The organism is Facklamia lactis, from assembly GCF_015863205.1.
Classification (GTDB): domain Bacteria; phylum Bacillota; class Bacilli; order Lactobacillales; family Aerococcaceae; genus Facklamia; species Facklamia lactis.
In genome coordinates this window covers 431,128-451,380 of the sequence record NZ_JACBXQ010000001.1, presented here as the reverse complement: position 1 = coordinate 451,380, position 20,253 = coordinate 431,128, and the positions used below count along the sequence as shown (strand labels likewise).

Annotated in this window: 18 protein-coding genes; 16 read left to right on the top strand and 2 right to left on the bottom strand. The window is 39.4% G+C overall.

What is annotated here, in order from left to right; genetic code table 11:
- The first annotated feature begins 54 nt into the window (after nt 1–54).
- The 6 genes from ftsA to ileS all read left to right on the top strand — a co-directional run bounded on the left by ftsA (nt 55) and on the right by ileS (nt 8,150).
- Entirely contained in the window at nt 55–1,653 is a 1,599-nt protein-coding gene (gene ftsA, locus HZY91_RS02050; RefSeq protein WP_197114197.1) for a cell division protein FtsA, read from the top strand.
- 36 nt (nt 1,654–1,689) lie between these two features.
- Complete coding sequence (ftsZ, locus tag HZY91_RS02045) at nt 1,690–3,024, top strand: cell division protein FtsZ (protein ID WP_197114195.1); 1,335 nt, start codon at nt 1,690–1,692, stop codon at nt 3,022–3,024.
- A gap of 76 nt (nt 3,025–3,100) precedes the next feature.
- The gene (locus HZY91_RS02040; protein WP_197114194.1) at nt 3,101–3,373 is read left to right on the top strand and encodes a YggT family protein; all 273 of its coding nucleotides are present in this window, start codon (nt 3,101–3,103) and stop codon (nt 3,371–3,373) included.
- Between the two features lie 4 nt (nt 3,374–3,377).
- A complete protein-coding gene (locus HZY91_RS02035; protein ID WP_197114193.1) occupies nt 3,378–4,160 on the top strand; it encodes a YlmH family RNA-binding protein in 783 nt (260 codons plus the stop codon).
- 27 nt (nt 4,161–4,187) lie between these two features.
- On the top strand, nt 4,188–5,090 hold the full coding sequence (locus tag HZY91_RS02030) for a DivIVA domain-containing protein (protein WP_197114192.1): 903 nt from the start codon (nt 4,188–4,190) through the stop codon (nt 5,088–5,090).
- Nucleotides 5,091–5,360: 270 nt separating this feature from the next.
- Nucleotides 5,361–8,150 carry an isoleucine--tRNA ligase gene (gene ileS, locus HZY91_RS02025; RefSeq protein WP_197114191.1) on the top strand — a complete coding sequence of 930 codons (2,790 nt, stop codon included), beginning with the start codon at nt 5,361–5,363 and terminating at the stop codon, nt 8,148–8,150.
- Between the two features lie 38 nt (nt 8,151–8,188).
- On the opposite strand, the gene HZY91_RS02020 is transcribed toward ileS, so the two are convergent.
- Together HZY91_RS02020 and HZY91_RS02015 are read right to left on the bottom strand one after the other, a co-directional pair.
- Entirely contained in the window at nt 8,189–9,442 is a 1,254-nt protein-coding gene (locus tag HZY91_RS02020; protein ID WP_197114190.1) for a toxic anion resistance protein, read from the bottom strand.
- A gap of 2 nt (nt 9,443–9,444) precedes the next feature.
- Nucleotides 9,445–10,581, bottom strand: coding sequence for a 5-bromo-4-chloroindolyl phosphate hydrolysis family protein (locus HZY91_RS02015; RefSeq protein ID WP_235991431.1), 1,137 nt, complete (start codon nt 10,579–10,581; stop codon nt 9,445–9,447).
- A gap of 176 nt (nt 10,582–10,757) precedes the next feature.
- Between HZY91_RS02015 and HZY91_RS02010 the strand changes: the two genes are divergently transcribed.
- The 10 genes from HZY91_RS02010 to thiI all read left to right on the top strand — a co-directional run bounded on the left by HZY91_RS02010 (nt 10,758) and on the right by thiI (nt 20,232).
- The gene (locus HZY91_RS02010; RefSeq protein WP_197114189.1) at nt 10,758–11,333 is read left to right on the top strand and encodes an NUDIX hydrolase; all 576 of its coding nucleotides are present in this window, start codon (nt 10,758–10,760) and stop codon (nt 11,331–11,333) included.
- A 16-nt stretch (nt 11,334–11,349) separates the two neighbouring features.
- Complete coding sequence (locus tag HZY91_RS02005) at nt 11,350–11,763, top strand: hypothetical protein (RefSeq protein WP_197114188.1); 414 nt, start codon at nt 11,350–11,352, stop codon at nt 11,761–11,763.
- Nucleotides 11,764–11,775: 12 nt separating this feature from the next.
- Nucleotides 11,776–12,471, top strand: a complete 696-nt coding sequence (locus HZY91_RS02000) for a 5'-methylthioadenosine/adenosylhomocysteine nucleosidase (RefSeq protein WP_197114186.1) — start codon at nt 11,776–11,778, stop codon at nt 12,469–12,471.
- Nucleotides 12,472–12,837: 366 nt separating this feature from the next.
- Entirely contained in the window at nt 12,838–13,647 is an 810-nt protein-coding gene (locus tag HZY91_RS01995; RefSeq protein ID WP_197114184.1) for an amino acid ABC transporter substrate-binding protein, read from the top strand.
- 21 nt (nt 13,648–13,668) lie between these two features.
- Nucleotides 13,669–14,319: an amino acid ABC transporter permease gene (locus HZY91_RS01990; RefSeq protein ID WP_197114182.1), complete on the top strand. Its 651-nt coding sequence runs from the start codon at nt 13,669–13,671 to the stop codon at nt 14,317–14,319.
- A 1-nt stretch (nt 14,320) separates the two neighbouring features.
- A complete protein-coding gene (locus HZY91_RS01985) occupies nt 14,321–14,995 on the top strand; it encodes an amino acid ABC transporter ATP-binding protein (protein ID WP_197114180.1) in 675 nt (224 codons plus the stop codon).
- Nucleotides 14,996–15,206: 211 nt separating this feature from the next.
- A complete protein-coding gene (gene rpsD / locus HZY91_RS01980) occupies nt 15,207–15,815 on the top strand; it encodes a 30S ribosomal protein S4 (protein WP_197114178.1) in 609 nt (202 codons plus the stop codon).
- Between the two features lie 206 nt (nt 15,816–16,021).
- Nucleotides 16,022–17,746 carry a septation ring formation regulator EzrA gene (locus HZY91_RS01975; RefSeq protein ID WP_197114168.1) on the top strand — a complete coding sequence of 575 codons (1,725 nt, stop codon included), beginning with the start codon at nt 16,022–16,024 and terminating at the stop codon, nt 17,744–17,746.
- Nucleotides 17,747–17,869: 123 nt separating this feature from the next.
- Nucleotides 17,870–19,024 carry a cysteine desulfurase family protein gene (locus tag HZY91_RS01970; protein ID WP_197114166.1) on the top strand — a complete coding sequence of 385 codons (1,155 nt, stop codon included), beginning with the start codon at nt 17,870–17,872 and terminating at the stop codon, nt 19,022–19,024.
- On the top strand, nt 19,024–20,232 hold the full coding sequence (gene thiI, locus HZY91_RS01965; RefSeq protein ID WP_197114164.1) for a tRNA uracil 4-sulfurtransferase ThiI: 1,209 nt from the start codon (nt 19,024–19,026) through the stop codon (nt 20,230–20,232). The genes HZY91_RS01970 and thiI overlap by 1 nt, the downstream gene beginning before the upstream one ends.
- Nucleotides 20,233–20,253 lie beyond the last annotated feature (21 nt).

Sequence of the window (20,253 nt, the reverse complement as noted above, 5' to 3'; positions counted from 1 at the left end):
ATGTATTGTGGAGTATCACAATAATTGTGGAAATGAAGGGGGTTCATCACCTTAATGAGGAATCAAGAAATAGTAGTCAGCCTTGATATTGGAACAACGTCCATCAAGGTTGTAGTTGCAGAATATATGAATGGACAAGTTAATATCATTGGTGTTGGGAATGAAAAGTCGCACGGCTTGAGTCGTGGAGTCATCGTCGATATTGATGAGACGGTCTTTTCAATTCAAAAAGCAATTGAACATGCGGAAAGAAAAGCGAATGTAAAGATTAATGAGGTAGTTGTCGGGGTACCAAGTAATAAACTTGCGATCGATGACTGCCATGGCATGATCGCAGTAGCGAGTGAGAACCGCGAGATCACATCGAAGGATGTAGATAATGTCATTTCTGCGGCAAAGGTTCGTTCTGTGCCACCAGAAAGAGAAGTAATCGCAATTCTTCCTGAAGAATTCATCGTGGATGGTTTTAGTGGTATTCGTGATCCGCGTGGGATGATCGGGGTACGTTTAGAATTATATGCACGTTTGTTAACAGGACCTCGGACGATTATCCATAATATAAGACGTTGTGTCGAGAAAGCTGGCTTGCAAATTGCTGAGTTTGTTTTACAACCTCAAGCGATTGCATCCGTTGCATTGAACCATGATGAGCGAGAATTTGGAACAGTCATTATTGATATGGGAGGCGGTCAAACGAGCGCTTCTATTATTTATGATAACCAATTAAAATATTCATTTGTAGATCAAGAAGGTGGCGATTATGTCACCAAGGATATTTCTGTTATTTTAAATACTTCACTTGATTCGGCTGAAAGGATTAAGCGTGAGTTTGGTTATGCGGTTTCGAGCCAGACTTCACCAGAAGAGTATTTCCCGGTGGAAACGGTTGGACGTAAAGAACCCGTTCGAGTAGACGAGCGTTATTTATCAGAAATCATTGAAGCCCGTTTGACTCAAATTTTTGAAACGATTCGAGAAGATTTACAAGCCATCGATGCGATGGACTTACCAGGTGGTTTTGTATTAACAGGAGGAGCTTCCTCTTTACCAGGTGTATTGGAATTGAGTCAGAAATATTTTGGTTCCCAAGTTCGTCAATATATTCCCGAGCAAATGGGAATGAGAAATCCGGTTTATACGACAAGTATGGGAATGGTCGAATATGTTGCTCAATTAGATGAAGTTCACCGCATTGCGCAGTCTACTTTCCGTTCACAACGAGCGCGTCATGCTGTTCAACCGGAAAGACCGATGCCGAATAGAGGACCTAACATTGAACCGAGTCGTCCTGCTAAAACAGAAGTAACTTATGATGGCGACTATTTTGAAAACAAAGATCCGCGAGATCGTAGTTATGGTCCAAGTATTACTAAAACAGAAGCCCCAGTCAGAAGAGAGAATAGTCAGTCAGGGCCATCTCAATCTAAAGGTCGTTTATTCCGTGAGAGTGAGATGCCAGCACAAGGACATGATGAATACTATCGTTATGATGCCAGCAATTCTTCAAATCAACCGCATTATGAAGAAGCAATGTACTATGAAGAGGATCAAACAACCGATCAAGAGGTAACCTACGAGGAAGTATATAGACCCAGTCAAGACTCAGGAATTACCAATAAAGTGCGGTCGTTTTTCCAAACGTTTTTTGATTAGAATGAAGGATCTGAATTTATTAGGAGGAATACATACATGGAATTATCGTTTGATTCAACAATGAATCCCGAGGGAGCCATTATTAAAGTCATTGGAGTAGGTGGAGCAGGTGGTAATGCGGTTAACCGTATGATTGCTGAAGATGTTAAGGGTGTTGAATTTATTGTCGCTAATACTGACACACAAGCTCTAAAAGACTCTCAAGCTGAGACCAAAATTCAATTAGGACCAAAAGTGACCAAAGGCCTAGGTGCAGGCTCTGTTCCGGAAATTGGAACACGTGCGGCCGAAGAATCTGAAGAACAAATTCGTCAAGTTCTAGAGGGATCAGACTTGGTGTTTGTAACAGCCGGAATGGGTGGTGGAACAGGGACAGGAGCTGCCCCTATTGTGGCTAAGATCGCTAAAGATATAGGAGCCTTAACGGTCGGAGTCGTGACACGTCCTTTTACTTTTGAAGGACCAAAGCGTGGGCGTTTTGCCGCAGAAGGTTTACAGAATTTAAAAGATGCGGTTGATACCCTAGTGGTTATTTCTAATAACCGTTTATTAGAAGTAGTGGATCGCAAAACTCCGATGCTAGAAGCCTTTAGTGAAGCTGATAATGTATTACGTCAAGGGGTTCAAGGGATCTCTGATTTAATTGTGTCGCCAGGATATATCAATTTGGACTTTGCGGATGTTAAGACGGTCATGAAAGACCAAGGAACAGCCTTGATGGGAATAGGATCAGCTTCAGGCGAGAACCGAACAGCAGAAGCAACGAAAAAAGCGATCTCTTCTCCATTATTAGAAGTATCGATTGATGGAGCAGAACATATCTTATTAAATGTAACGGGTGGACCAGACTTAAGCTTGTTTGAAGCTCAAGATGCAAGCGAAATTATTGCTTCTGCTTCTAGTGATGATGTCAATATCATCTTTGGTACTTCAATCAATGAGAGCCTAGGAGATGAAGTGGTCGTAACCGTCATAGCAACAGGGATTGATACTGAAAGAAATACCATTAATAAGCAACAAACGATTCGTCAACAACGTCCTAGCTTCTCACAGAATAATTCAGTTCATTATTCTGAACAACCTGCGAAGAAAGCGGCGCCTTCTAAGCAGAATACACCCCCTAACCCAGAACGTCAAATGAATGTGAAACCTGCTCAGCCACAGGCTGAACCAGAGCGTAATTTGTTTAGTGATTGGGATATTAAGCGGGAACAAATTACTCGTGATGTTGAAGAAGTAAATCCAAATGAAGTGAAGTCTGAGAGAACTTTTGAACGTCCTGAATCAGAAAGTAAAGTTCGTCAGAGCGATTCTGAAGACCATGATGAATTGGATACACCGCCATTCTTCCGTAAACGCAATCGTCACTAATCGAATTTTTAATTAAAAGAGGAAGCGAGATCGTTTCCTCTTTTCCAAATAGAACAGAAGGAATGATGGAGGCTTTATGAATTTATTTTCTTTATTGAAAGTTATTAATTATGCTTTTCAAATTTATCAGTGGTTACTGGTGATTTATGCTTTAATGTCATGGCTTCCAGGAGCTAGGGATTCTGCTTTAGGGCGCTTTATTGATAAAATGGTTAGCCCATACTTGGATATCTTTGATCGTCTGATCCCTCCCATTGGGCCAATATCGATTAATATTATCATTGCACTATTTGTTTTGAATTTGATCCAACGTGGTTTAATCACTTTGCTTTTAGCCTTGTTAGGATAATGAAATGAACTCAGATATTTATCAACATTATCGTAAAGAAGAAGCTCCTTTTATTGATCAAGTATATTCTTGGTTAGAGCAGGTTGAATCTACTTATGCTCCTTTGATTAGTAAGTTTCTGACGCCGCGTGAAGCCAGTATTATTGAGCAGATTGTGAACGGTCAAGATGAGGTAAAACTAATCTTAAAGGGTGGATATGAGGGCGCTGAACGGCAACGAGCCTTACTTTTTCCTTTATATTATCAATTTGAAGAAGCTGATTTACAATTAGCCTATCTGGAAGTAAAGTTTCCGGTAAAATTTGCCGAAATAACACATGGCAAGATTTTGGGAACTTTGTTGGGAACTGGTATTGAAAGAGATCGAATCGGTGATATTATAACTGATGGCAACGATTGGCAAATCATTGTAGATGCGACCATGGTTGAGTATCTAAAGGCTCAGGTAGATAAGATTGGGAATGTAGGAGTTCGTTTAATTGAAATCACTTCAGCTGATCTCTTAAGGTCGCAAGAAGAATGGGAAGTCATCAATGTGATCGCTTCTTCGTTGCGATTAGATACTCTCTTAGCTAAGATTTATCATATTTCAAGACAACGCGCAAAAGAAGCAATACAAGCTGGATTGGTTAAAGTAAATTTTATGCAAATGGAACGCACAGATGTTATGATAGGTGAAGAAGATATTGTTTCCTTACGGCGTTTTGGTCGTTTTCGTATACGAGCAATTGAAGGCATGACTAAGAAAGAGAATTATCGTTTGTCTGTCGAAGTATTAAAAGTATAATTTTAGATAGAAGGAAGGTCATATAAGATGGCAATTACACCAGATGAAATCTTGATGAAAGAATTTAATAATAAATTTAGAGGTTATGATCCCGAGCAAGTGAATGACTTTTTGGATATTGTGAGAGTCCAGCTTGAAAAGTCATTAGAAGAGAACCGAATATTATCGAAGGATTTATCGGATGCTAATGACAAGTTAGATTACTTTGGTCAATTACAAGAATCATTAAATTCTTCAATTATTATTGCCCAAGAAGCGGCAGATCGTTTGAAGCAGAATGCTCGTAAAGAAGCAGAGTTAATTCTTTATGAGGCAGAACGTGAGGCGGATCGATTAATTAAAGATGCTTCTGATCAATCGCATAAAATTTACGAAGAAACTGAAAACCTACGTCAATCGACTCAACGATATCGTGAGAAAATGCGTCAATTGATTCAAAATCAATTGGAGGTTGTCAATAATGAAGAATTTGAAGAATTATTCGAAGGTTCTGCCTTGACACCTGCTCAGGCTCAAAGTCCGGTGCAAGTGAATAATGTTAAAACTCAAGATAAAGTAGATGCATTAGTGGAACAAGCAGAAGCTGAAATGCAAGTAGGTTTTGATGCTATCCCAGAAGATAAGCATAATTACTTAGGTCAAACAGAGAAAATTACAGAAGAAGAAATTGTTTTTCCATCAAAGGCTGAGACAGAAGAGGAAGATTTAGATTTAACTCAAATTTTCACCAAAGAAAGTCTTGAATTTGAACGTCCAGCAGATGAAGAAAAATTTAATACTATCCCTTTAAGTCGTGAAGAACTTGAAGCCTATGAGCGTCATCAAAAAGAACAAGCCAATCAGCAAAATTCTTCAACATCACAAGAAGAAGCTTCCGATGAGGATTTATATGGCGAAACAATTCGCATTGACCTTCCGCGAGAAGAATAATATAATGTGATCAATCATTAAATATTACAGATAGAAACAAGGTCCTATTATGATATATACAGCGAGTTAGGCAAGGTGAGAGTCTAGCAATCCCTCATAATTGGATTATCCTTCTATCCTTACGGCTAGTGAACAATAGTAGCTAGTTCCGCTTCAATAGCGTTAACATGGAGAGAGAATAGTTACTGATGCTATTAAATTTGGGTGGTACCACGTTTAAACGTCCCTTCGTTGAGAAGGGGTGTTTTTTTATTTAAAAGGAGTGAGGAAATGAAATTAAAGGAAACCCTAAACTTAGGAAAAACAGACTTTGCGATGAAAGCTAATTTGCCTCAAAAAGAAGTCGATCTACAGGCTGAATGGGAAGCGGTTGATATATATCGTCAAATTCAAGACAAGAATGCGGAGTGTGAACCGTGGATCTTACATGATGGACCTCCTTATGCAAATGGGGATGTTCATATGGGGCATGCTTTAAACAAAATAAGTAAAGATTTTATTATACGTTACAAAGCGATGAGTGGTTTTCGAGCTCCTTATGTGCCGGGCTGGGATACACATGGTCTTCCGATTGAATCAGCCCTGCAAAAGAATGAAGGGATTAACCGGAAAGAACATTCGCAAGTTGAATTCCGTCAACTATGTGAAGAGTACGCTATTAAGCAAGTAGAAGGGCAAAAAGCCACCTTTAAAAGATTGGGTATAACGGGAGAATGGGATCACCCTTATTTAACGTTAGCTCCAGAATATGAGGCACAACAATTACGTATTTTTGGTCAGATGGCTGATAAGGGATATATTTATAAGGGAGCCAAACCTGTTTATTGGTCATGGTCTTCGGAATCGTCATTGGCAGAAGCAGAAGTAGAATATCAAGACGTTACTTCGCCTTCTATTTATGTAGCTTTTAAGGTTCGAGAGGGTAAAGGGGTTGTTCCTGCAGAGGCTGAATTTGTGATCTGGACGACGACCCCTTGGACTTTACCGGCTAATCTCGGTATTTCCGTCTTAGCAGATGCTCATTATGTTCAAGTGGCAGTAGAGGGACGTCATTTTATTGTAGCCGAAGATCTTTTAACAAATGTTGCAACAGCGATTGGATGGCAGGATTATGAGATAGAAGCTCATTACCAAGGGAAGCAATTTGATCGCTTAACTGCTCAACATCCTTTTTATGATCGTGAATCACTCTTAATGTTAGGAGACCATGTCACCTTGGAATCTGGTACGGGGCTGGTTCATACTGCGCCAGGTCACGGGGAAGATGACTATTGGATTGGACTGGAGTATGGTTTAGAAGTTCTATCACCAGTAGATAGTCGTGGGCATTTTACTGAGGAAGCTCCTGGTTTAGAAGGTGTATTTTATCTTAAAGGGCAGAAGCAAATTGTAGAGATCATTGAAGAAAATGGGGCCCTACTACATTATTCTGAATTCGTTCATTCCTATCCGCACGACTGGCGGACTAAGAAACCTGTGATCTATCGAGCTACTCCTCAATGGTTCGCTTCGATTGATAAGTTCCGTGATCAATTATTAGATAATGTTGAGAATGCTGTAACTTGGCATCATCCATCAGGACAGAGAAGAATCTATAATATGATCCGCGATCGTGGAGATTGGGTGATTTCACGGCAAAGAGTCTGGGGAGTTCCTTTACCGATTTTCTATGCTGAGAATGGAGAAGCCATCTTGACCTTAGAATTAGTGAATCATGTGGCAGACTTGGTAGAAACACATGGTTCAAATATCTGGTTTGAATGGGATGTAAAAGACTTATTGCCAGAAGACTATAGTCATCCTGGATCACCAAATGGTAACTTTACGAAAGAAATGGATATTATGGATGTATGGTTTGATTCTGGTACTTCTTATGCTGGAGTGCTTCAAACTCGGGATGATCTAGTCTTTCCTGCCGATATGTATCTAGAAGGTTCTGACCAGTATCGTGGCTGGTTTAACTCTTCCTTTACCACTTCAGTGGCTGTTTATGGCCATCCTCCTTATAAGGAAGTGTTGTCTCAAGGTTTTGTGAATGATGGAAAAGGTCAGAAAATGTCGAAATCAGTGGGGAATGTGATTGATCCTCGCAAAGTGATGGAGGACTTAGGGGCAGATATTATCCGACTATGGGTAGCTTCTGTGGATTATGAATCGGATGTGAGAGTGTCCAACGAAATCTTGAAGCAAATTTCAGAATCTTATCGGAAGATTCGTAACACAATTCGCTTTATGTTAGGCTTGGTTAATGATTATGATTCGAGTCAAGATCAAGTAGCATTGAGTGATTTAACTTCACTCGATCAGTATATGATGGCGGAATTTAACTTATTTAAAGCCGATATTCTTAAAGCTTATGATAGCTATGATTTTCCAACGCTTTATAAGCGGATCGTTAATTTTATTTCAACTGATTTGTCAGCTTTCTATTTAGATATTGCGAAAGATATTGTGTATATTGAAGCAGCGAATGATCCTAAGCGTCGTTCGATGCAGACCGTTGTTTATCAAATTCTACACGATCTGTTGATTTTATTGACGCCAATTTTACTTCATACGATGGAAGAGGCTTGGAAGTCTTTACCGAGTGTAGAAGGATTTATCCAATTGCAGTCAATGCCACAGGCTGAAGCGATTGAAGAATCTCAAGCCTTAGTGGATCAGTGGGCGGTTTTCTTTAAAGTTCAAACAGGTGTCAATAAAGCTTTGGAAGAAGCCAAGAATGATGAAGAGCTTGCGATTAAGAAGTCTTTCGAGGCAGCTGTTGATCTATATCTTACTGAGAAAGATATGACTGCTCTTCAAGCTTTATCAGATGATTTGGCTCAATTGATGATCGTGTCACAATTAGAAATGAAGCCTTTGGATCAAGCCGTTGAAGGAGCTCATCAGTTTGAAGATTATGCCGTCAAAATTCATCCTGCAGAAGGGCATGTGTGTGATCGTTGCCGAGCAGTGCGACCAGAAGTAGGAACAATTGAAGAGGCACCTGAATTATGCCAGCGTTGTCATTCTATTGTGAAAGAACATTTCCCAACCTATTTTATGGAAGCTGAATAGAGAGAAAAAGCCTAGCGATTTAATCGCTAGGCTTTTCATTATGAAGCGGAATCTTTGTCTGTGACTTGTTTCTTTTGTTCTTCGGAAATGGCGATCAGTCGCTCTCTTAATTGATTTTCCATCGATTCTAATTCAAGTTGAGCGGCCTGTCTCTGCATTCGACCATCGGCTTGAATTTGTAGTGTCGTTTCAATTGTTTCAATAAGGTCACTTTGGGTTTTTTGTAAAGTTTCCAAATCAATAATGCCGCGTTCAGTTTCACGTGCCGTATCAATAGTGGACTGTTTCAACATATCGGAGTTCTTACGTAAAAGATCATTGGTTGTTTCAGAAACCATGCGTTGGGAAGTTGCGGCATCTTGCTGACGTAAGAGGGCAAGTGCAATTGTGATCTGGTTCTCCCATAAAGGAATGGAAGTATGAATGGAGGCTTGGATCTTCTCAGCCAAAGATTGGTTGGTATTTTGAATCATACGAATTTGTGGTGCTTGCTGGATCGTCATTTGACGGGTTAAACGTAAATCATGTGTTCGCTTATCCAATCGGTCTAAGAATTGGTTCAGATCGTGAACTTCTTGAACATCCATTTGACTATTCGATTCTTGGGCTTTTTCAATCGCAGCAGGGATCGTTTCGGTTTGAAGTTCTTCTATTTTTAATTCACCTGCTGCTATATAGATATTCAGGGCTTCAAAGTAGTCTTTATTCTTTTGATAGAGTTGTTCTAACATCATATTATCATTTAACAATTCATTTTTTTCTCGATCAAGACGGATCACAACTTTATCTAACTGGTTACCAATTTTCTGATACTTCATCTGTGTTTCGGAGATTGAGGTCTTGACCTGTCCGAAAACTTTTTGGAAAATATTAGGTTTAGCAGTCAGTTCTTTGGGGTCGGATTCTTGTAAAGTGGTCATCAAGTCGGTTAAGACATTTCCGACTTCTCCAGTATCTTTTAATTGTACATTGTGGAGCATGGTATGAGAGAAATCACTTAATTTTTTTTGAGCTTTGGCTCCATAGGTAATCACTGCTGCGATATTATTCTCGTCAATTTGATCTGCTAATTTTTGCGCTTGAACTTTTCGATGTTCGGGTAGGCGATCAATGGTTCTTTCATTGGTGACTTTGCGTTGAGATAATAAAGAGGCTTTAGCTAAGTCACTTTGAAAGGTTGGACTCGCTTCTTTGTCTTGGTCTTGATCAAAAGGATCACTTAGTAGTTGATCAATTTCATCAAAACTAGGGGATTCTTGAGTGTTGAGTGAATCTTTTTTCTCTTCGGTCATGCTTATTCTCCTTTACTATCTTCTTGATTAATTTGGGCATCAATGGCATCAAAAGGATCGTCATCAAAATAGTCGGACATTAGGGAACTAGCAGGTGTCGTTTTTGTCCATGTGGTTTCTTCTTCTGAGTTTGATTGATCGCCTCGTTTAAGGGTACGATCGGCTAACTTGAGTCCATCTTCTAATTCCTGATAGGCTTCTTCATGGAAGGCGATATAGTCCTCCACAATTTCTTGGCTAATTTGATCAATAGTTTGAGCACTCTTTTCAAGAATGAGATAAGTCTGTTTATTCTTAGCCACATGAGCATTGATTTCGTTATATTTTTCTAAGAGATCATCTAGTTGCGGCAAGAGCGTTAATAAGAAGTTTGAAGCAGCTAGCTGACGCTGAGGCTCTTCGACAATATCTTTGAAATAATTCTGTGAGACTTTAACGACATTATGACGAATTTCAATGGCACGCATCTTAGCAGTCAGTTGGAAATTATGGTCGATACGATTGATATGGTCACGACTAATGGCCATTTGCTGACGGAAAGATTCGATTTCATGTTTGGATAGGCCAGCTTCTTGATAATGAGCCATTAGATTTCGTTTAGGTTTTTGCTTATAGTGAGCAATTGAAAAACTTGGGGCAGGATGTTGCCCTCTTTTAGAGATTAAGGCCAACGCCCCTACAATGGTGGAACATACGATAACCGCTCCTGAGATGGCATAGGTCATGGAGAACATATGAGCTAGATTGTTCCAATAGTGATGATAAGTAGGATCTTCGAGTGTAGCGACCATCGATAGCGTGATAATAAAGAAGAGCCCTAAATAATAGAAGAGCCAAATCCAAGACCGCTCTGATTGTTTTCTAATAAAATAGAAAATACTCGATAAGAAATAAGTTCCTACAATTACAGGTAAGGCTCCGCGACATAGAGAAGCGGTATAAGGTGGAAGAAAGAGTCCTTGAGTAAACAGAGCGGCCACTAACATTAAGAGAACAATTCCCACTGGTTTGTTGATCTGAGGACTAAAAATTTCTAAAAATGAAGTTGATTGCTTGGCAAATTGGTAAAATTGAATGAGGGCTTTTATAATGAAAGCGCCCATTACGATTAGATATACAGGTCCGATAAATGCGAACATAATGTTACCTCCTTTTTCTTATTCATAGAATAACATATGGGGGTCTATGGCTAATCAGACTTGAGGCCTATTCTTAAGATCGGGATAAAGATAGAATTATTTGCGAAATATTGGGGATAGGCTTGAAAGGGTTCTAAAGAGTCGATACAATTTGAACCAAGAGAGGGTGTGCTAGGATGCAAATTAATCCTGAAGGAATTAAATTTATCGATAAAAATCAGACAATTAAGCAAGATGAAGTTTTTGATGGAGCAATTATGCGGATTTATGCGAATACGATTAAGTTACCGAACGGGAGTGAAGTGGTTCGTGAGATGATCCATCACTTACCTGCGGTTGCCGTATTAGCCAAATTGGATGACGATCATCTGATCTTAGTTAAGCAGTATCGGCCGGCAGTGGCTCAGGATGTGTATGAGATTCCAGCAGGAATTATTGATATTGTAGAAGGAAAGCTGGAAGATCCCCTGATCGCTGCTCAGAGAGAGTTAGAAGAAGAAACAGGTTACCAAGCTAAATCATGGCGAGAGGGAGCAAGTTTTTACGTTTCACCTGGTTATTTAGATGAAAAGATTACTCTTTTTGAAGCGGAGGGTTTGTATCCAATCGAACAGCCACTTGAACAAGATCTGGATGAAGAAGTAGAAGGGATTAGTTTTAGCCGCCAAGAATTGATAGACTTAATGGAAAGCGGACAAATTATTGATTTAAAGACGCTCTATGCAATACAAGTATGGCTGAATCAGTCTTAGAAAAGGAGCTTTAAGCATGAAACTATTTAAAAGTCGAAGAAAAAAACGTCAAGATCAGTATCAGGAATATGTGAATTATCAGGAAAACAATGAGGAAGAAGTGGCATCAAATTTGTTTGAGAGTGAGGTTGAGGATACGATCGATTCAGAATCTAGTGATTCCTTCGAGGGGTACGAGCAAGAGGATAGGAGAGAAGCCTATTGGGAGGAAGATCATTATGGAACAGCTTATTTGCAGCAGGAAAGTCATGTCGATGAAATAGACGATTCGATTCTTGCGGATCCTGCTTCGATCGAACAAGAGGCTAGCGAACAGGCACCGCAGAGACGGGCTAAATATTCCGCTAAGATTGATCATTTTCTAAACAACGGTATTATCATTGTCGGGGCCCTTTTGGTCATGGTCTTGTTAATTGCTTTTTTAGCATAGAAGGAGGAAACAATGTATCAAAAAATCGGTGTGATTGGTGCGATGGAAGAAGAAATTCGTCTTCTTCGTCAGCAAATGCAAGAGGTTGTAGTGACAAACAAGTACCAATTTGTGTTTTATCAAGGGCAGTTGAACCAGCAGAATATTGTATTGGTTCAATCCGGAATTGGCAAAGTGAACGCCAGTCTCTCAGTTGCCTTATTGGTTGAGTTATTTAATGTAGACTTTGTGATTAATACGGGAACTGCTGGAGCAGTCGATCCTGGTTTAAAAGTGGGGGACTTGGTGATCGCTCAATCCCTCATTCATCATGATGTAGATGTAACAGCTTTTGGCTATAAGAAGGGGCAAATGGCCGGAATGCCGGAGCAATACTATCCGGACAGTCAGGCGATTCAGATCACTAAAGAAGTTGCTCGTCGTCAAGGTTTAGAACCCATTCTGGCTCAAATCGCTTCGGCAGATGAATTTGTTAATAATCAAGCTCGCATTGAAACGATTCGTAAAGAATTTCCGGTTGTTCGAGCAGTGGAAATGGAATCCGCGGCGATTGCTCAAGCCTGTCATGTGTTAGAAAAACCTTATCTGATTATTCGTTGTATTTCGGATTCAGCAGATGAAGAAGCGAACATGAACTTTGATGAATTCTTAGTATTGGCTGGAGGAATATCAGCTAAAATAGTGGTGGAACTCCTTGGAAAGTTATAATTATTAAAATAAAATTAAAATAGTTGACATTTATAGCTTTTTTTATTATCATATTCTTAATAAATCAACTTGTTGTTGTTGTGCTAGGCATGATGAGGCAAACACAGGAATCGAATGTTGAAAGAGACTTTGCGGTAGCTGGAAAGCAAGGCTTCATTCCCTGTCGACACACTCATTAAGCATAACCTAATGAGCGTTATGGTCGATATCCCATTCAGTCTACCCCTAGTAGACTGGCAGAGTTTATTATCGTGAGATAATATTACAAGAAGGTGGCACCACGTTAAAAACGTCCTTTAGTCGTTAAGACTAAGGGATTTTTTTATTAAAAAAAGTTGAAATGTTATAAAGAAGAGGGGAATAAGAATGAAGAAAGCATTAACGATAGTATTAGTAGTAGTGGGACTTAGTATCTTATTTGGACCAGGTTTACGCTCAAATTTAGCGGCGGAAATTCAGCCAGATGAGAAGGTCATAATTGGTTTTGATAGTACGTTTGCACCTTTTGGATTTAAAGATGAGCAAGGTAATCATGTTGGATTTGATCTTGATTTAGCGGAGGAGATTTTAGGGCGGATGGGAATGGAATATGAGTTTCAACCTATCGATTGGACAATGAAGGAGACAGAGTTGAAATCCGGACAGATTGATATGATCTGGAATGGTTATTCCGTTACACCTGAACGTCAAGAAGTGGTGACTTTTTCCGCTCCTTACATCCAGAATCGTCAAGTGATTATGACAAAGAGGGATTCGAACATTCAATCGAAAGCAGATTTAGCTGGGAAAGTAATTGCTACTCAAGAGCAATCCGCTTCTTATGAAGCAGTGATGAGAGAGTCTGACTTTGCAGCAAGTCTCGATGGAGGGGAACCAGTGACTTATGCAACTTTTGTGGAGGTGTTCTCAGAATTAGATAATGGTCGTGTCGAGGCGATTGTGGTTGACGAGTTATTGGCCCTCTACTATATTGAGCAGCAGGGAGAGAGTGATCAATATCGTACTTTAGATGATCACTTTGGAACGGAAGACTATGCGGTTGGGTTTAGACAAGACGACCAAGCCTTTGTTGAAAGCTTTAATAAGGTTCTGAAAGAAGTCATTGATGATGGGACAATGGAAGCCATTGAAGCAAAGTGGTTTGCTGGAATTGAAAAACCAAACCAAGCTAACTAGAAAGAAACGGGGAGAGAGTGGATGGATTTAGCAAGGATGTTACCCCCATTATTAGAGGGGCTTCAGACAACAATGTTGTTTTTTGCCTGGACGCTTGTGTTGAGTATTCCTTTGGGACTTGTGATATCTTTGATAGATTATTTTAGTCCGAAAGTGCTTCAACTCCTGATTCGTATGTATATTGTTGTGTTTAGGGGGACACCTCTTTTGTTACAAATGATGTTTGTTTACTATGGCCTACCTTTAGTGGGAATTAATTTTGATCGTTTTAATGCTGCACTTGTCACCTTGATTTTAAATTATGCTGCCTATTATGCTGAAATTTATCGAGGGGGCTTACAGTCAATTCCACAGGGACAATATGAAGCGCTCCAAGTTCTATCGATTCATCCTTGGTTAGGATTGAGAAAGGTGATTATTCCTCAAGTTCATCGGACGATTTTGCCGTCACTTGGGAATGAGATTATTTCTTTGATTAAAGATACTTCCTTAATTTATGTGCTAGGTTTGGAAGAGCTTTTAAAAGTAGGTCGAACTTTATCGAATCAAACAGCAAGTTTAATTCCTTTTGTTTATGTCGGATTCCTTTATCTGGGCATGACGGCCGTCGCGACTTGGGGACTAAGGCTCATTGAGAAACGTGTGGACTACACAAGAAGTAAGGAGGGATAAGATGTCATTACAAGTGAGTCAGCTAAGTAAGCAATTTGGGTCTGACCCTCTCATTGATCAGTTTGATTTAAAAATGGAACCAGGAGACATTACACTGATAATTGGAGCGTCTGGTTCAGGTAAGACCACTTTTCTAAGGATTTTAAATTACCTGGAATCGGCAGACCAAGGTGATATCTCCTTAGGTGGTTATGCTCTAATGAGAAAGGGGCATTACGCAAGTCCGAAAGAAATCAAAGCTTATCAGCAACAGTTGGGATTGGTTTTTCAAGATTTTCAACTTTTTCCTAATTTGACGGTTCTGGATAATTTATTGTTACCAGTTCAAGCAAGTGGTGGGGGAAATCAAGATTTAAACTGCAAGAAGGCTGAAGATTTATTACAAAAGATGGGTTTATCTGACAAGGTAGATTTTATGCCGGGCCAATTATCGGGTGGTCAAAAACAAAGGGTCGCTATTGCACGAGCGATGATGTTGGAGCCGATTTTATTGTGTTTTGACGAACCAACCTCGGCTTTGGATGCCCAGTCTGTACAGAAGATGGCCGACTTATTGACCCAATTAGCAGATCAAGGGATGATGATCTTAATTATTACGCATGATCCTCAGCTAGTTGAAGCCTTGCCTCGTCGCACTCATACAATTCATACCGAAACTTTTAAACCTTCTCATTAGATAAGATAGGCTTGACGAAAGCAGAATTACCTGTATAATAGACTAAGTGTAAAATAATGCAGCGTAGAAAAAGAAAGCGCGTCAACAGTTCACAGCTTAAGAGAGCGATACCAGTAACCGCGGCTGCAAAAGGTGAAGGTTGGACTGCACGCATTCGGTTTTCTAAACAGTTATTTTACTCCAATATAGATTTAAATGGAGGAATTTATTAATGTCACGTTATACAGGACCATCTTGGAAACAATCACGTCGTTTGGGAATTTCCCTAACAGAAACTGGAAAAGAATTAGCAAAACGTCCATTCCCACCAGGACAACATGGTAAAGGTCGTAAGAAATTATCTGAATATGCTATTCAAAAGAACGAAAAGCAAAAATTACGCTTCATGTATGGATTAAATGAGCGTCAATTCCATACTTTATTTAATAAAGCTGGTAAAATGAGTGAAGGTAAACACGGTGAGAACTTCATGATCTTATTAGAACGTCGCTTGGATAATCTTGTTTATCGTTTAGGTTTAGCGACTACTCGTCGTCAAGCTCGTCAATTAGTAAACCATGGTCATATTACGGTAGATGGCAAGCGTGTAGATATTCCATCATACTTAGTAGACCCAGGTCAAAAGATTTCTGTTCGTGAACGTTCACGTGATCTTTCAATCATCAAAGAAGCGATCGAGAATACTTTGACTCGTTTAGAATTTGTTAACTTTGATGCAGAGAAATTAGAAGGAACTTTAGTACGTTTACCTCTACGTAGTGAATTAAACGCTGAAGTGGATGAAGCCTTGGTCGTAGAATATTACAACAAATTAGGCTAATCTTAATGATCAACAAAATGATTGGATTGGGATTTACTCCCAGTCCTTTTTTGTCAATAAAGGGTCTGAATGCTTGAGAATGTCAACTTTCTATTAGATATTTACTTTCAAAGATAAGATGATAATGCTATAATAAAAGTTGATAATTTATTAAAATGGCCCTTTGTGGCTTAGATATGCAAAATCGGTAGAGGAGCGAGACAAGTATGAGTATAAAATTCACAGACATCTTATTCTTAATTGTTGTGATTGTACTCGTCGTGTATGGGTTGATTTATTTTTTCCGTACGCAGCGAAACAAGGAGATTAAAGAATTAGAACAACGTAAAGATGATATGATGTCCGTTTCGATCGCAGACCAGCTCTTTACTCTTAAGAATATGAATCTATCAGGGCAGACTAAGCGTAAATATGAAAGTTTAGTAGCAACTTGGCAGACAATTACAAATTTTCAGTTTACTGAAATTGAAGCGGCCTTAGTAGGTTCAGAACAGTTTGTTGAACAGATGAATTTAGTCAAGGCTAAGAATGCTTTGAATCAGGCCAGAGAAATTCTGGATGAAACGGAAATTCAAGTGCATAACTTACATGAAGAATTGACCGAATTGTTAGCAACTGAAGGTGATAACCAACAACGTTATGAAGGACTATTGGAACGATACCAAACTGCTCGTAAGAGTGTAATGAATCATTCCTTTGACTATGGTCCTGCTATCGAGACCCTAGAGAAAAACTTACAATATTTAGAATTAAATTTCACTAAATACAATGAATTTACGGCTAATGGGGACCACTTAGAAGGTCAAGATATATTAGATTCGATCGATACAGATTTAACGAGTTTGGAAGAAATTTTAGATAAAATTCCTGCGATGTATGAGAAGATTAAGCGTGAATATGAAGATTCGTTAGAGGACTTGCGTGATGGTTATGAGAAGATGCTAGCAAGTCGCTTTAATTTTGAAAATATTGATGTTCCAGAAGAAATAGAGAAGATTCAGGAACAATTGAATGATGCCAAGAATGAAATTAAGAATGCCGATTTAGCTGATGCTAAGACCTTAATGGATAAGGCAGAACGTGAGATTAATTCGCTTTATGATCAGATGGAATCTGAAATAGTGGCGAAAGAGTATGTGAACGGTCATATTAATCAGCTACGCGATCAAATAGAACGGGTAAACGAGAATAATCGATATGCAGGCATAGAAGTAGATCGTATTTCTCAATCTTATATCCTTCATAACAATGAACTCGAACAGGTAAATGACTTGACTGATCAAATTCGATTAGAATATCAAAAGTTTAAGGATCTTAATAAAGACATTGAACAGAACCATGCAGTCTTTACAAATATTGAATCAACTATGCGGAAAATTGAACGCAATGTGGAAGAAATCTCAGACAAACAGAACCAATTGGTGAAATCATTAGCCGGTTTGACAGGACGAGAGAAGGAAGCGAAATCTAATCTAGATCTTTATGAATTAGATTTGCGGAATTTAAAACGCAAGATTGAAAAAAATCATTTACCAGGTTTACCAGAAATATATTACCAGCAATTCTATAAAGTGACTGATGAAATCGAGAATCTTTCTCAACAATTAAATCGAGTTCGCGTAGATATGAACCAAATTGAAGAGACAGAATTGAAGTTACAGCAAGATCTCGATGACTTAGAAACGATGACAGAAGAATTGATTGATTCTGCAATGCTGACTGAATATATGATTCAACATTCCAATCGTTTTCGCTATGATTATCAAGAGATGGATCAAGCAATTAAGGAAGCTCAGTATTATTTTCATCAAGAATTTCGTTACAATGACGCCTTAGCAGTCATTGAGAAAGCTTTACGGCGTGTTGATCCTGATGCTCCAACTCAAGTTAGAAGGATGTATCATCAAGAGAAACAACACCGTATCTATTAGAGCGTAATCCGAATAGACCCTAAAAGTGATTTGGGTTCTGTTCGGATTTTTATGTCAAAAGAAAGTAAGAGTGCAATAGAGAATGGCGCCTCTTAGTGACGTCAATTAGGAAGGATATTATTTATGTTATACTTTGATCATTCGGCTACCACACAACCAAGTCAGCCAGTCTTGGATACGATGCTTCAAGTGGCTCAAAATTATTATGGCAATCCCTCAAGTGTACACCGACTTGGAGAAGAAGCTCGTAGACTTTTAGACCAGGCTCGTTCGCAAATAGCAGAATTATTGCATTTTGATAACCAGGAAATCTTCTTTACGAGTTCTGGCACAGAATCAAATAACTGGGTTCTTCAGAAAATTGTTAAAGCTCAGCAAGCCTATCATCCTCAGCGCAATCAAGTTCTTCTTTCAGCAGTAGAACACCCTTCTATTACGGCTCAAATTCCTCTTTTGCAACAAATGGGGATTGAAGTGCTAATGATCCCGGTAAGTGGTGAAGGGCAGATTGATATCGAAGCCTTTAAAAAACTGTTATCCGATCAAGTCCTGCTTGTTTCTACCATGGCTGTGAATAACGAAATAGGAGCGGTTCAACCTTTAGCGCAGATTGCAGATTGTTTGGCAGATTATAAGCAGATTTTATGGCATGTGGATGGGGTCCAGGCGATTGCATGTCAGATGGACTTGCTCCACCAAAAGCGCATGGATTTATTAACATTAACGAGTCACAAATTTCATTCTGTTCGTGGTTTAGGTCTTTTAGCGATTCGTAACCGAGTACCTAAGGCTGCTTTACTCCATGGCGGAGGCCAGGAATCAGGGTGGCGGTCATCTACTGAGAACTTACCGGCCATTGTGGCTACTGCTAAGGCTCTGCGTTTAGCATGGGAAGGGCAAAAACAAGCGAAACTTGCTTTAACTCAATATCGTCAACAAATTGTGACCCAGCTTGAAACGAATCACTGGCAAATTTTTGGGGGAGAAAAGACGAGTGCCCATATCATTTGTGCCGCGTTACCACCGCTGCCTGGCGAAGTGATTTTGCATGCATTCTCAAATCATGATGTGATGATTTCGACGAGTTCGGCTTGTTCGAGTCGTAAAGCGGGGCATCATCCGACCCTGCAGGCTATGGGAATTTCAGAGGCGATTGCTCAATCAGCTGTTCGAATTTCGATGTCTCAAATGACGAGTCAGGATCAAGTAGATCAATTATGTCAAGTGATTGATCAAGTGAGTCAGACTTTTAATCAAGATAAGAAAGGAGTTAAATAATGAAACAAATTATGATCCATTACGGGGAACTGTCGACGAAGGGACGTAACCGTAAAATGTTTCAAAATAAGATGGCCGAACATATTCGTTATAAGACCCGTGATATAGAGAAACTTAAGATTTTACCTCATCATGATTTTATGCATTTATTCTGGGAAGAAACTCCCTATGAGGTGATTATTGAAATACTTCAGTCCGTTCCAGGTATTCAACGCTTTGAGCCTGTTTATCCAGTTGAAAAGCATTTAGAGGCTATCCAAGCGAAGGCATTAGAACTCTTTCAATCGATAGAATTGGCGTCGGGAGATAGCTTCAAAGTAGTGGCGAAACGTTCTGATAAGAGTTTTGAATATGAGACGATTGAGATTCAACGTGAAGTAGGAGGTTATTTGTCCGATGCCTATCCGGACTTAATCGTCGATTTAAAACATCCAACTCATAAATTGGTCGTTTCGATCCAACAAGAATCAGCTTTTCTTAGTCTCCAATCCTATCCTGGTATGGCGGGGCTTCCTTATGGATCAAGTGGTAAGGGACTTTTAATGCTATCGGGTGGTTTCGACTCACCTATCGCAGGCTATGAAGTGATTAAAAGGGGAATGGCGCTGGAAATGGTTCACTTTGCCAGTCCTCCTTATACGAGTCCCCAAGCATTGGAAAAAGCCAAACGTTTAACGGCTGTTTTAGCTAAATATGGCACCTCTATGACCTTCCATGAAGTGCCTTTCGCGGAGATTCAACTCGCCATTCGCGACCATGTGCCTGATAATTTATCCATGACCGTGATGCGACGCATTATGTTACGGATTATGGAAATGTTATTGAAAGAGCGTAAAGCTATGGCTATTGTCAATGGAGAATCATTAGGACAAGTTGCTTCTCAGACACTACAGTCGATGAGTGTGATTAATGAAGTGACTCATTCTTTAATATTAAGACCTTTAATTACGGTTGATAAAAATGATATAATTGATTTGGCAGAAAAAATTGGAACCTATTCGATTTCCAATGAGCCTTTTGAAGATTGCTGCACAGTTTTTGCTCCTAAATCACCATGGACCAAGCCGCGTTTACATACGGTGAAAGAGTATGAAGCGCAAATGCCAATTGATGAATTAGTAAAGGATGCGGTGGCGAATATCAAGTCCAGTCAGATTGATGCCAACTATCAGAGTGAAGCCAGGGCAGCATTCGCGGATTTATTATAGTCGTTTGTCGCTTGAGTCATA